13 protein-coding genes and 1 rRNA gene are annotated in these 12,354 nt (G+C 68.1%); 9 read left to right on the top strand and 5 right to left on the bottom strand.

Going from position 1 to position 12,354, the window contains the following annotated elements; genetic code table 11:
* Positions 1 to 76: 76 nt before the first annotated feature.
* Positions 77 to 817, bottom strand: a complete 741-nt coding sequence (locus HYQ63_RS10125) for a transglycosylase SLT domain-containing protein (RefSeq protein WP_179933515.1) — start codon at positions 815 to 817, stop codon at positions 77 to 79.
* 459 nt (positions 818 to 1,276) lie between these two features.
* Between HYQ63_RS10125 and HYQ63_RS10120 the strand changes: the two genes are divergently transcribed.
* The 3 genes from HYQ63_RS10120 (at position 1,277) to HYQ63_RS10110 (ending at position 3,451) form a co-directional block, all read left to right on the top strand.
* Positions 1,277 to 2,434, top strand: a complete 1,158-nt coding sequence (locus tag HYQ63_RS10120) for a GAF domain-containing sensor histidine kinase (protein WP_179933514.1) — start codon at positions 1,277 to 1,279, stop codon at positions 2,432 to 2,434.
* Positions 2,427 to 3,083 (top strand): response regulator transcription factor, encoded by a 657-nt coding sequence (locus tag HYQ63_RS10115; RefSeq protein WP_179933513.1) that lies wholly within the window; start codon positions 2,427 to 2,429, stop codon positions 3,081 to 3,083. The genes HYQ63_RS10120 and HYQ63_RS10115 overlap by 8 nt, the downstream gene beginning before the upstream one ends.
* Positions 3,084 to 3,220: 137 nt before the next feature.
* Positions 3,221 to 3,451 carry a chaplin gene (locus tag HYQ63_RS10110; protein WP_179933512.1) on the top strand — a complete coding sequence of 77 codons (231 nt, stop codon included), beginning with the start codon at positions 3,221 to 3,223 and terminating at the stop codon, positions 3,449 to 3,451.
* 101 nt (positions 3,452 to 3,552) lie between these two features.
* Here HYQ63_RS10110 and HYQ63_RS10105 read toward each other — a convergent pair whose 3' ends face one another.
* On the bottom strand, positions 3,553 to 4,356 hold the full coding sequence (locus tag HYQ63_RS10105; protein WP_179933511.1) for a hypothetical protein: 804 nt from the start codon (positions 4,354 to 4,356) through the stop codon (positions 3,553 to 3,555).
* Between the two features lie 110 nt (positions 4,357 to 4,466).
* Here HYQ63_RS10105 and HYQ63_RS10100 point away from each other — a divergent pair, with 110 nt between their 5' ends.
* From HYQ63_RS10100 to HYQ63_RS10090, 3 genes are all read left to right on the top strand, one after another.
* On the top strand, positions 4,467 to 5,258 hold the full coding sequence (locus HYQ63_RS10100) for an ABC transporter ATP-binding protein (RefSeq protein ID WP_179933510.1): 792 nt from the start codon (positions 4,467 to 4,469) through the stop codon (positions 5,256 to 5,258).
* A gap of 106 nt (positions 5,259 to 5,364) precedes the next feature.
* On the top strand, positions 5,365 to 5,790 hold the full coding sequence (locus HYQ63_RS10095) for an NfeD family protein (RefSeq protein WP_179933509.1): 426 nt from the start codon (positions 5,365 to 5,367) through the stop codon (positions 5,788 to 5,790).
* Positions 5,791 to 5,927: 137 nt separating this feature from the next.
* Positions 5,928 to 6,896, top strand: coding sequence for an SPFH domain-containing protein (locus tag HYQ63_RS10090; RefSeq protein WP_123103165.1), 969 nt, complete (start codon positions 5,928 to 5,930; stop codon positions 6,894 to 6,896).
* Positions 6,897 to 6,967: 71 nt separating this feature from the next.
* Here HYQ63_RS10090 and HYQ63_RS10085 read toward each other — a convergent pair whose 3' ends face one another.
* On the bottom strand, positions 6,968 to 7,477 hold the full coding sequence (locus tag HYQ63_RS10085; RefSeq protein ID WP_179933508.1) for an HNH endonuclease: 510 nt from the start codon (positions 7,475 to 7,477) through the stop codon (positions 6,968 to 6,970).
* 104 nt (positions 7,478 to 7,581) lie between these two features.
* Positions 7,582 to 8,121 carry a YbhB/YbcL family Raf kinase inhibitor-like protein gene (locus HYQ63_RS10080; protein WP_179933507.1) on the bottom strand — a complete coding sequence of 180 codons (540 nt, stop codon included), beginning with the start codon at positions 8,119 to 8,121 and terminating at the stop codon, positions 7,582 to 7,584.
* Positions 8,122 to 8,208: 87 nt separating this feature from the next.
* On the opposite strand from HYQ63_RS10080, the gene HYQ63_RS10075 reads away from it, so the two are divergent.
* Positions 8,209 to 8,544 (top strand): barstar family protein, encoded by a 336-nt coding sequence (locus HYQ63_RS10075; RefSeq protein ID WP_257231779.1) that lies wholly within the window; start codon positions 8,209 to 8,211, stop codon positions 8,542 to 8,544.
* 85 nt (positions 8,545 to 8,629) lie between these two features.
* Here HYQ63_RS10075 and HYQ63_RS10070 read toward each other — a convergent pair whose 3' ends face one another.
* Positions 8,630 to 9,412 (bottom strand): sporulation protein, encoded by a 783-nt coding sequence (locus tag HYQ63_RS10070; RefSeq protein ID WP_179933505.1) that lies wholly within the window; start codon positions 9,410 to 9,412, stop codon positions 8,630 to 8,632.
* A 198-nt stretch (positions 9,413 to 9,610) separates the two neighbouring features.
* Here HYQ63_RS10070 and HYQ63_RS10065 point away from each other — a divergent pair, with 198 nt between their 5' ends.
* On the top strand, positions 9,611 to 10,273 hold the full coding sequence (locus tag HYQ63_RS10065; RefSeq protein WP_179933504.1) for a DNA-3-methyladenine glycosylase: 663 nt from the start codon (positions 9,611 to 9,613) through the stop codon (positions 10,271 to 10,273).
* A 547-nt stretch (positions 10,274 to 10,820) separates the two neighbouring features.
* Positions 10,821 to 12,347 (top strand): 16S ribosomal RNA (locus HYQ63_RS10060).
* Positions 12,348 to 12,354 lie beyond the last annotated feature (7 nt).

Raw genomic sequence — 12,354 nt, 5'->3', positions numbered from 1 at the left:
GCAGCACAGCCCGAAGGGCGGCGGCACCCCTCGCACACAGGGGGTGCCGCCGCCCTTCGGCGTGTGAACGCCGGGCTTAGTACGGGCCGTTGACGTTGTCGATGGAGCCGTACCGGTCGGCGGCGTAGTTGCACGCGGCGACGATGTTGGCGACCGGGTCGTACTGGTCGAAGGGCGTGCCCTTGACGTGGTACGCCTGGAAGGTCGGCAGGATGACCTGGAGCAGGCCCTTGGACGGAACACCGTTCTGGGCGTTGATGTCCCAGTTGTTGATGGCCCGCGGGTTACCGCCGGACTCCCGGATGATGTTCTTGTGGATGCCGTTGTAGGTACCCGGGATCCCGTGCTTCTTCATGATGTCGAGGGATTCCCGGATCCAGCCGTCGAGGTTGTTCGGGTAGGTCTTCTTGGCGGCGGCGAGCTTGGCGCGCGCGGCGGCACGGCTCGCGGCCTCCTTGGCGGCGCGCTCCTTGGCGGCCTGCGCCGCGGCGGCCTTCTTGGCGGCCGCTTCGGCGGCGGCCTTCTTCGCGGCGGCCGCTTCCGCGGCCTTCTTCTGCGCGGCCTCGGCCTGCGCCTGCTTGCTGGTAAGGGCGGCCTGCTTCAGCAGAACCTCCTGCTGGGCCTTGCTGTCGACCTTCTGCGAGGTGAAGGCGACCGGCTTGGCCGGCAGGTCCTTGGCCGTCGTTTTGGCATCGGCGTTGCCACCGGGGACGAGCGCGAAGGCTACGGCGGCAGCGCTGGCCGCGGCGATGCCGGCGGCGGAGTACTTGGTCTTCTTGTTCAGGCGGTTGTAGCCGGAGATGCTGAGCAGGGGCATGGCGGAGTAGACCTCTTCCAATCGCTATGTGTCGCAGGCCAAATCGGCGCCTTGTGCGCCGTGTCTGGATCTACGGCGCCGTGCGACTGGGGGAAATTCTTAGCGGCCGCAAAATGCTGTGGCAAAGGCGTGACATACGATGCTGCTTAGTGGATAAGTATGTTTTCCTTGCCCGGGAGGACGGGCGTCGTCCCCGCTCATCCCGGGTCAAAACATCCACTAACCGAGTTCGTAAGTGACGTGGATCCTGTGTCAGGGGTCACATTGCAGAGTCTTTAATATTGCGAGGTGTGCCCGAGCAAATGCGGAGTGTGGTCGAATTTCCGGCCCTTGTAACAGCCCCTTCCGGAGCTGCTCCTGCTTCCCCCGACCTAGGTCTCGGGCTACGTCTCGGGTCGCAATGAAGCACTGCTGAAAGGCCTATACGCACCCTGTCGCGGCGCCGGTACGGTGAAGCCCATGACCAAAGGACCGGGTGGTGGAGCCGGGGCGGGGCTGGCCTGGGTGAGCAGTGCGCTCCTCGCGATGAGCAGGCATCTGGAAGTCCGGGATGTCCTAAAGACCATCGTTGTGTCCGCCCGTGAGCTGCTAGATGCGGAGTACTCGGCGCTGGGGGTTCCGGACGACCACGGGGGTTTTGCCCAGTTCGTAGTAGATGGCGTCAGTGATGAGCAGTGGAAGGCCATCGGGCCGCTGCCCCGCCAGCACGGGATCCTGGCCGCGATGCTCAAGGACGCCACCCCGCAGCGGCTGGCCGATGTCCGGCGGGATCCGCGATTCGAGGGCTGGCCTCCGGAACATCCGGATATGTCTGACTTTATTGGACTTCCCATTGCGGATGGGGAGGAAGTCCTCGGCGCGCTCTTCCTGGCCAACAAGCGCTGCGCGAAACCGGAGGGCGGCTGCGGCTTCACCGCCGAGGACGAGGAGCTGCTGGCCATCCTCGCCCAGCACGCGGCCATCGCCCTCACCAACGCCCGGCTCTACGAGCGCAGCCGCGAGCTGACCATCGCGGGGGAGCGCGCCCGGCTCGCCCATGAGCTGCACGACGCCGTCTCCCAGAAGCTCTTCTCGCTGCGGCTGACCGCCCAGGCGGCCGCCGCGCTCGTGGACCGCGACCCGGTCCGCGCCAAGGACGAGCTGCACCAGGTCACGGCCCTCGCCGCCGAGGCCGCCGACGAGCTGCGCTCCGCCGTCGTGGAGCTGCGCCCCGCCGCGCTCGACGAGGACGGCCTGGTCGCCACGCTGCGCACCCAGGTGCAGGTCCTGGACCGGGCCCACACCGCCCGGGTCACCTTCGAGGCCCTCGGCGTACGGGCGCTGCCCGCCGCCCAGGAGGAGGCGCTGCTGCGGGTCGCCCAGGAGGCCCTGCACAACGCGCTGCGCCACGCCGACGCCCGCCAGGTCGACGTCACCCTCTCCCGGCACGGCCAGGGCGCCCTGCTGCGGGTGAGCGACGACGGCGGCGGCTTCGACCCCTCGGCGGTGCGCCGGGCGGGGCGGCACCTGGGGCTGGTGTCGATGCGCGACCGGGCGAGCGGCGTCGGCGGCGGACTGACCGTGGAGTCGGCGCCCGGCAAGGGAACCGTGATCGAGATGGAGGTGCCCGGTGGGTGAGCGACGGGACGGAGCGGCGATCCGGGTGCTGCTCGTCGACGACCACCAGGTGGTGCGGCGCGGCCTGCGGACCTTCCTGGAGGTCCAGGACGACATCGACGTGGTCGGCGAGGGCTCGGACGGGGAGGAGGGCATCGCCCGGGCCGAGGAGCTGCGCCCCGACATCGTCCTGATGGACGTCAAGATGCCCGGCATCGACGGCATCGAGGCGCTGCGCAAGCTGCGTGACCTGGACAACCCGGCCCGGGTGCTGGTCGTGACGAGTTTCACCGAGAAGCGCACCGTGGTCCCCGCCCTGCGCGCGGGCGCCGCCGGTTACGTCTACAAGGACGTGGACCCCGACGCCCTCGCGAGCGCCATACGGTCCGTCCACGCCGGGCATGTGGTGCTCCAGCCCGAGGTGGCCGACGCGCTGCTCTCCCAGGACGAGGTGGGCGGCGGCCAGGGGCGCGGGGGCTCCCTCACCGACCGGGAGCGGGAAGTGCTGGGGCTGATCGCGGACGGCCGGTCGAACCGGGAGATCGCACGCAGGCTCGTACTGTCCGAAAAGACCGTAAAGACACATGTGTCCAACATTCTTATGAAGTTGGACCTGGCCGACCGCACTCAGGCCGCACTCTGGGCGGTACGCCATGGAATCGGAGCATGAACAGCGTTTCTCCGTGCAATCACACCAACGTGTGTAGGTCACCCGAACAGCGCAACTCCGCCCGCCCCCGCCCGTTCTTCACGGCGTACTGCGGCGATTCGCCGCAGCGACGCGTTATGGACGAAGGGTCTTGAGAAGTGAAGAACATCAAGAGGATCGCTGCCATCACCATCGCGGCCGGCGGTCTTGCCGTCGTCGGTGCGGGTGTCGCCTCCGCCCAGGACGGTCCCATGGCCGACGGTGGGGCGACGACGTCCCCGGGCGTCGTCTCGGGCAACAACGCCCAGGTGCCCGTCCATGTGCCGGTGGGTGTCTGCGGCAACACCATCTCGGTCATCGGGACCATGAACCCGGGCTTCTGCGACTGATCCCTCCCCTCGGAGCAGAGGCACCGCGCACCACCCCGGCCGGCCCCGGAGGCATCGCCTCCGGGGCCGGCCCCATGCGTCCCGGGCATGCGCCAGGGGCGTCAGAACCCGCCCCGCTCCAGCTCCTCCACATACGCGTTGTACGCCGCCACCTGCGCCCGCCGCGCGGTGCGCTCCACCGGACGCAGCGCCTCCGCCCGGGCCGCGATCTCCGACGCGCTCACCGCCCCGCCGTGATCCTTGCCGTCCCCGCCCGGCGCGTACGCGATGGCGATCAGCGCGCCCACCCGCTGCGCCAGCTCCAGCACCCGCAGCGCCCGCGGCGGATAGCCCGGCGCCAGCACCTCGCGCCCCCGCTCGGCCCGCGCCCGGTACGCCTCCAGGGCCGCCTGGGCGGCCGGACCGGCCCCGGCCACGTTCAGCCGGGACAGCACCTCGGTCGCCTCCCGCAGCGCCTCGGCCAGCTCCCGCTCGGCCTCGCCGAGCGACGGCACATCCGCCGGGGGAGCCTCCCGCACCGGCAGGCAATGCCACATCACCTCGATGTGCTGGTCGCCCTCGGGCCCCACCGCCGACACCTCGGGCACCAGGCCCAGCGCCACCCCCGTGGCCAGCACCGCCTCGCCCGCGTCGAGCGCCTTCTGGTTGAACTCCGGAGGCCCGCTCAGCCCCAGCGGATGTCCCGCTATCGGCAGCGCCACCCGCAGCCCCTTGGCCCCGAGCGCTCTCAGCCGCCCCAGCGCCAGCGTCAGTCCGACCGGCCCGGACTCGCCGGGCAGCTCCGCAACCCGGTGCGACGCGTCCTCCCCGGCGATCCGGTGCGCGGCGTCGTCCGGGGGGACAAGTCCGGCGAGAAGGGCATTTCCCCAGGCTGCGAGGCGCCCTGAACGTGGTTCATCGAGCATGGAACCAGCCTAAGGACTGGCACCGACAATGCGTGGCGTAGGTTTTCCTCTGGGGGCTGCGCCCACAGGCGCACGCGACACTCGAGACTGCAATGGGAGACAACGCGCTCATGAGCGAGGTTCTGGAGCTGGTGGACGTATCCGTGGTCCGCGACGGTCGGGCTCTGGTGGACGACGTCTCCTGGTCGATCAAAGAAGGGGAGCGCTGGGTGATCCTCGGCCCCAACGGCGCCGGGAAGACCACCCTGCTCAACCTCGCGTCGAGCTACCTCTTCCCGAGTGCCGGGTCCGCCCGGATCCTCGGCGAGCAGCTCGGCGCCGTGGACGTCTTCGAGCTGCGCCCGCGCATCGGCATGGCGGGCATCGCCATGGCCGACAAGCTGCCGCGCAGCCAGACCGTCCTCCAGACCGTGCTCACCGCCGCGTACGGCATGACGGCGCACTGGCAGGAGAACTACGACCAGGTCGACGAGACCCGGGCCCGGGCCTTCCTCGACCGGCTCGGCATGAACGCATACCTCGACCGCAAGTTCGGCACCCTCTCCGAGGGTGAGCGCAAGCGCACCCTCATCGCCCGCGCGATGATGACCGACCCCGAACTGCTGCTCCTCGACGAGCCGGCGGCAGGGCTCGACCTCGGGGGCCGCGAGGACCTCGTACGCCGCCTCGGACGGCTCGCCCGCGACCCGTACGCGCCGTCGATGATCATGGTGACACATCACGTCGAGGAAATCCCCCCGGGCTTCACCCACGTCCTGATGATCCGTCAGGGCAAGGTGCTCACCGCCGGGCCCATCGACATGGAGCTGACCTCCCGTAACCTCTCGCGCTGCTTCGGGCTCCCGCTGCTCGTCGAGCGCAACGGTGACCGCTGGACCGCCCAGGGCCTGCCGCTGACCTGAAACCGCCCTCCGATGGCCTGAACCCCCGCCCCGAACACGGCGCATACGACCGGCACCCCGAACTGCGCCCTGTTCCCCGACGGACCATGAGAACTACCATGACCTTGTGGATCCGTGGGTGTGGTGGCTGATCGCCGCCGTAGGACTGGGCATTCCGCTCGTGCTGACCGCGATGCCCGAATTCGGGATGGTCGCGGTCGGCGCGGTCGCCGGTGCGATCACCGACGCGCTCGGCGGCGGTGTCGTGCTCCAGGTCATCGTCTTCTGCGCCGTCTCGGTCGCGCTGGTCGCCGTCGTCCGCCCGATGGCGGTGCGCAGCCGACAGCAGCAACCCGGGCTGCGCAGCGGCGTCGAGGCGCTGAAAGGCCGGCAGGCCGTCGTCCTCGAACGGGTCGACGACAGCGGCGGCGGCCGCATCAAGCTGGCCGGTGAGATCTGGTCCGCCCGTTCGCTCGACCCCGACCAGACCTATGAACCGGGCCAGCAGGTCGACGTCGTCGAGATCGACGGCGCCACCGCCGTCGTCATGTAGACGTCGTAGTACCAAGAGCTGAGCCCTACCCCGCTCAGCTGCGGAGTCGGCCGTCGATCTGACAGACTCCACCCACAAGACCGGACCTGATCATCCCGATCATCCAGAAGCACGCATGAAGGGCACGGGGAGCCGCTGTGGAACCGATCATCATCGTCCTGATCATCCTGGTGGTGCTCGTCTTCATCGCACTGATCAAGACGATCCAGGTCATCCCGCAGGCCAGTGCCGCCATCGTGGAACGCTTCGGCCGCTATACGCGCACCCTCAACGCGGGCCTCAACATCGTCGTCCCGTTCATCGACTCGATCCGCAACCGCGTCGATCTCCGCGAACAGGTCGTCCCGTTCCCGCCGCAGCCGGTGATCACCCAGGACAACCTGGTCGTGAACATCGACACCGTCATCTACTACCAGGTGACCGACGCCCGGGCCGCCACCTACGAGGTCGCCAGCTACATCCAGGCGATCGAGCAGCTGACCGTCACCACCCTGCGGAACATCATCGGCGGCATGGACCTGGAGCGCACCCTGACCTCCCGTGAGGAGATCAACGCGGCGCTGCGCGGCGTCCTCGACGAGGCCACCGGCAAGTGGGGCATCCGCGTCAACCGCGTCGAGCTGAAGGCCATCGAGCCGCCGACCTCCATCCAGGACTCGATGGAGAAGCAGATGCGCGCCGACCGTGACAAGCGCGCCGCGATCCTCCAGGCCGAAGGTGTCCGGCAGTCCGAGATCCTCCGCGCCGAGGGTGAGAAGCAGTCCTCGATCCTGCGGGCCGAGGGTGAGGCCAAGGCCGCCGCGCTGCGCGCCGAGGGCGAGGCCCAGGCGATCCGTACGGTCTTCGAGTCCATCCACGCCGGAGACCCGGACCAGAAGCTGCTCTCCTACCAGTACCTCCAGATGCTGCCGAAGATCGCCGAGGGCGACGCCAACAAGCTCTGGATCGTGCCCAGCGAGATCGGCGACGCCCTCAAGGGCCTCGGCGGGGCCATCGGCAACTTCGGCCCGATGACCGGCGGGAACGGCGGCGGCGCCGCCCCGGCCGCCCCGACGGGCACCGGCAAGGAGGCCGCCCCGCGCCGCGAGCAGCCGAGGATCGACTGACCTCACAACCATTGAAGGGCCGGTACCCCGCGGGGTACCGGCCCTTCAACCGTTCCCGGCCGGGACCGGGCTCAGGCGGAGGCGGGCAGCGCCAGCCACTCCGGCAGCCCGTCCCGCTCGGCCGCCCCCAGCGCCAGCAGCAGCGCGTCCGAAGGCGTCGGCTCGAACGGCGAGTTGAGCAGCCGCATCCCCGCCTGCTCCGGAGTCCGGTCCGCCTTGCGGTGGTTGTCCTCCGCGCAGGACGCCACGGTGTTCAGCCAGGTGTCCCCGCCGCCGCGCGACCGCGGCACCACGTGGTCCACGGTCGTCGCCCGCCGCCCGCAGTACGCGCACCGGTGCTGATCCCGCACCAGCACCCCGCGCCGCGACCACGGAGCACGTCTTCGGAACGGCACCCGTACGTAACGGCACAGCCGGATCACCCGCGGCACCGGCAGATCGACCTCCGCGGCGCGCACCCGCAGTCCGGGATGGGCGCGTTCGACGACGGCCTTCTCCTGGAGGACCAGCACCACCGCACGCCGCAGCGTCACCGTCGACAGCGGCTCGAAGCTCGCGTTCAGAACCAGCGTCTCGCGCATCCCGACCACCTCCCGCATCCCGGCCACGCCCGCCTCTCCGTGGCGGGCGGGCCGGGATCAACTCTGGCCGGGAGGACGGCCGGGGACAACGCAATTTCGCGGCGTCAGCCCGCCGCCGGAACCTCGTACTCGCCGATCAGATGCGCCCGGCCCAGCGTGTGGAACCGCAGGTTGAAGCCGACCACCGCGGGCGACGCGTCGGCATCCGGGCCCAGCTTCTCGGTGTCCACCGCGTACACCGTGAACACATAGCGGTGCGGCCCGTCCCCGGGCGGCGGCGCGGCCCCGCCGAAGTCCCGGGTGCCGAAGTCGTTACGGGCGTGCACGGCGCCCTCGGGAAGCCCCGCGAAGTCACCGCTGCCCGCTCCGGTCGGCAGCTCCGTCACAGTCGCCGGAATGTCGAACAGCACCCAGTGCCAGAACCCGCTGCCGGTCGGCGCGTCCGGGTCGAAGCAGGTGACGGCGAAGCTCTTCGTCCCCTCCGGGAAACCCTCCCAGCGGAGCTGCGGCGAGGTGTTCCCCTCCGCGTACACCTGGGCGGACGGCAGCGTGCCGCCCGCCTCCACCCCGTCGCTCACCACGGTGAACGAGGGCACCGGCGGATGGAAGTCATGGGGGAGCGGACGCCGGTTCTGATCGGACACGTCGAAAACCTCCTGATGATCGCGGTTGATCAGCTGTCCGGCCAGCCTAACGAGACCCGGCCGCCGAGGGCTGGCACCATGGCGCCCATGACCGGCCCGACCCCCGTCCTCCCCCTGCACCTCGACGGCGTGTCCGACAAGGACGGCTTCCTTGCGCGCTGCGCCCGGGACCTGCGCTTCCCCGAGTGGTACGGGCACAACTGGGACGCACTCGCCGACTGCCTCACCGATCTCTCCTGGTGGGGCGAGGGCGCCGAGCCCAGCGGCTATCTGCTGCGGGTCCGGGGCTGGAACGGGTTCCGCGACGCGGCACCCGAGGCCGCGGCGATCGCGGCGGACATCCTCAGCGACGCCGTGACGTACTGGTCCGCCCACGGCACGCCGCTGACCATCTGGTACGACGACGGCCCGGACGACGCATAGCGCGACACGCGCGCGGGGCGCGCACCGGACGCATCCGGCGCACGCCCCGCGGGGACGTCGTGTGGGGGTCGGAACCGGCGAAGGCTCAGAACCAGTTGCGCTTGCCGCCGACCTCGGCGAGCCACTGGTTCAGATACGCGGTCCAGTCCGTCTCCTGGTAGGAGTCCAGGCCGACCGTGAAGGACCGGTACGAGTCGCTGCCCGAGCTGAACAGGCCCGGCTTCTTGTCCATCTCCAGGACGACGTCCATCTCGCGGTCGTCCGCGACGAAGGACAGCTCGACCTGGTTGAGCCCCCGGTACTGCTGCGGCGCGTGGAACTCGATCTCCTGGTAGAAGGGCAGCTTCTGGCGCGTCCCGCGGATGTGCCCCTTCTCCAAGTCGGCGTTCTTGAACCGGAAACCGAGCGCACCGAACGCGTCCAGGATCGCCTGCTGGGCGGGGAGCGGATGCACATTGACCGGGTCGAGGTCGCCCGAGTCCACCGCACGCGCGATCGCCAGCTCCGTCGTCACGCCCACGTTCATCCCGGTCAGATGATGCCCCAGGAACGTCGTGACCGGAGTCTCCCAGGGGATCTCCAGACCGAACTGCACCGCGTGCACCGCACCCGGCTGCACCTCGAACGCGCCGCCCAGCTGCTGCCGGGTGAACTCGATGTCCTGCTTGTGCTCCTGGTCGTCCCTCTCCACCTCGACCCGGGCTTGAAGGCCGACGGAGAGCCCCTCGATCTGCTGCGCGACGGAGCCCCCCTGGATCCGGACCTCGCCCTGCACGACGCCACCCGGGAGGACGTTCTCCTCGGTCAGCACCGTCTCCACCGAGGCGCCACCGGCACCCAAACTCGCGAGCAGCTTCTTGAAGCCCATGTTCTCCCTCTCAAAGACGCATTCGCGCCGACGCTTTCGCGCCATGACTCGATCGCATCGATCGCTGTTGAACAGTAGATACGCGGAACAGCCGCGAGCGGTTCCGCAGCTCATAGCCTTGCAGCGCACCGGCCCCGCTCCAACCACCGGCACCTATCGGTTCCACTACGCTCGGACCGCGTGACTGACGGAGCCGAAGTGACCGATGGACCCGACCGCGCGCCGCTGGCCCGAACCTTCTTCGACCGCCCGGTCCTGGAGGTCGCCCCGGACCTGCTCGGCCGCACCCTCGTCCGCCGCACCCCCGACGGCCCGATCGCGCTGCGCCTGACCGAGGTCGAGGCGTACGCGGGCCTTGCCGATCCCGGCTCGCACGCCTACCGCGGCCGCACCGAGCGCAACGCCGTGATGTTCGGCCCCCCGGGGCATGCGTATGTCTACTTCACCTACGGCATGTGGCATTGCCTCAACCTGGTCTGCGGACCGGAGGGCTCCCCGAGCGGGGTACTGCTGCGCGCGGGGGAGGTGCTGTACGGACACGAGCACGCCCATGAGCGTCGGCCCAAGGCGCGCAACGACCATGAACTGGCCAAGGGACCCGCCCGGCTGGCCACGGCACTCGGTGTCGACCGCCGGCTGGACGGCACCGATGTGTGCGCGGGCCCGCAGGCCCCGCTGGAGATACTCACCGGCTGCCCCGCCCGGCCCGAACAGGTGCTCAGCGGACCCCGCACGGGAGTCGGCGGCGAGGGAGCCACTCATCCGTGGCGCTTCTGGATCGAGGGCGACCCCTCGGTCAGCCCGTACCGGGCGCACACCCCGAGGCGCCGCGGTCCGACGCGCCGTCAGGTGGAAACTTGACTCCGGTCGGCCGGGGGCCTAACGTAGCCCGAGCCGCTTGAGACGGGCAGCGCTGTCGGCACGACCATCAGGTCGGGTCCCAGCAGCCCCAGGTGGCCAACCACTACTGACACTTCCCCAACAGGGTCCTATTTCGCTGCGCGAAATCATGCCCTGGGGCTCCGATTAGGAGCTGAGCGGGAAATTCGCTAAAGTGGTGGACACGCCGGAAGGCGCGAAACACCCCGCTCCAACAGGGGGCCGGAAACGGAATTCGGACCGGAAACGGAACGGAAAACGGATCTGGTAAGGTTGGAAACACGAAAGGCCGAAAGGCCGGAGGGAAGAGCCCGGAGAAACCGGTGATACGGTTTCAAAGGAAGCGTCCGTTCCTTGAGAACTCAACAGCGTGCCAAAAGTCAACGCCAGATATGTTGATACCCCGTCCGCATCATCGATGTGGTCGAGGTTCCTTTGAAGAAAACACACAGCGAGGACGCTGTGAACCATCGGATTATTCCTCCGGTGGTTCCGCTCTCGTGGTGTTCACCAGGATTACCTGGAAGCATTCACGGAGAGTTTGATCCTGGCTCAGGACGAACGCTGGCGGCGTGCTTAACACATGCAAGTCGAACGATGAACCCGCTTCGGTGGGGGATTAGTGGCGAACGGGTGAGTAACACGTGGGCAATCTGCCCTGCACTCTGGGACAAGCCCTGGAAACGGGGTCTAATACCGGATACGACACACGACCGCATGGTCTGTGTGTGGAAAGCTCCGGCGGTGCAGGATGAGCCCGCGGCCTATCAGCTTGTTGGTGGGGTGATGGCCTACCAAGGCGACGACGGGTAGTACCTGAGAGGGCGACCGGCCACACTGGGACTGAGACACGGCCCAGACTCCTACGGGAGGCAGCAGTGGGGAATATTGCACAATGGGCGCAAGCCTGATGCAGCGACGCCGCGTGAGGGATGACGGCCTTCGGGTTGTAAACCTCTTTCAGCAGGGAAGAAGCGAAAGTGACGGTACCTGCAGAAGAAGCGCCGGCTAACTACGTGCCAGCAGCCGCGGTAATACGTAGGGCGCAAGCGTTGTCCGGAATTATTGGGCGTAAAGAGCTCGTAGGCGGCTTGTCGCGTCGGATGTGAAAGCCCGGGGCTTAACCCCGGGTCTGCATTCGATACGGGCAGGCTAGAGTTCGGTAGGGGAGATCGGAATTCCTGGTGTAGCGGTGAAATGCGCAGATATCAGGAGGAACACCGGTGGCGAAGGCGGATCTCTGGGCCGATACTGACGCTGAGGAGCGAAAGCGTGGGGAGCGAACAGGATTAGATACCCTGGTAGTCCACGCCGTAAACGTTGGGAACTAGGTGTGGGCGACATTCCACGTTGTCCGTGCCGCAGCTAACGCATTAAGTTCCCCGCCTGGGGAGTACGGCCGCAAGGCTAAAACTCAAAGGAATTGACGGGGGCCCGCACAAGCGGCGGAGCATGTGGCTTAATTCGACGCAACGCGAAGAACCTTACCAAGGCTTGACATACACCGGAAACGTCTGGAGACAGGCGCCCCCTTGTGGTCGGTGTACAGGTGGTGCATGGCTGTCGTCAGCTCGTGTCGTGAGATGTTGGGTTAAGTCCCGCAACGAGCGCAACCCTTGTTCTGTGTTGCCAGCATGCCCTTCGGGGTGATGGGGACTCACAGGAGACTGCCGGGGTCAACTCGGAGGAAGGTGGGGACGACGTCAAGTCATCATGCCCCTTATGTCTTGGGCTGCACACGTGCTACAATGGCCGGTACAATGAGCTGCGAAGCCGTGAGGTGGAGCGAATCTCAAAAAGCCGGTCTCAGTTCGGATTGGGGTCTGCAACTCGACCCCATGAAGTCGGAGTCGCTAGTAATCGCAGATCAGCATTGCTGCGGTGAATACGTTCCCGGGCCTTGTACACACCGCCCGTCACGTCACGAAAGTCGGTAACACCCGAAGCCGGTGGCCCAACCCCTTGTGGGAGGGAATCGTCGAAGGTGGGACTGGCGATTGGGACGAAGTCGTAACAAGGTAGCCGTACCGGAAGGTGCGGCTGGATCACCTCCTTTCTAAGGA

The organism is Streptomyces sp. Rer75, from assembly GCF_013414305.1.
Taxonomy (GTDB): domain Bacteria; phylum Actinomycetota; class Actinomycetes; order Streptomycetales; family Streptomycetaceae; genus Streptomyces; species Streptomyces himastatinicus.
The sequence above is the reverse complement of the archived record's forward strand: the minus strand, read 5'-3'. Positions and strand labels throughout refer to the sequence as shown.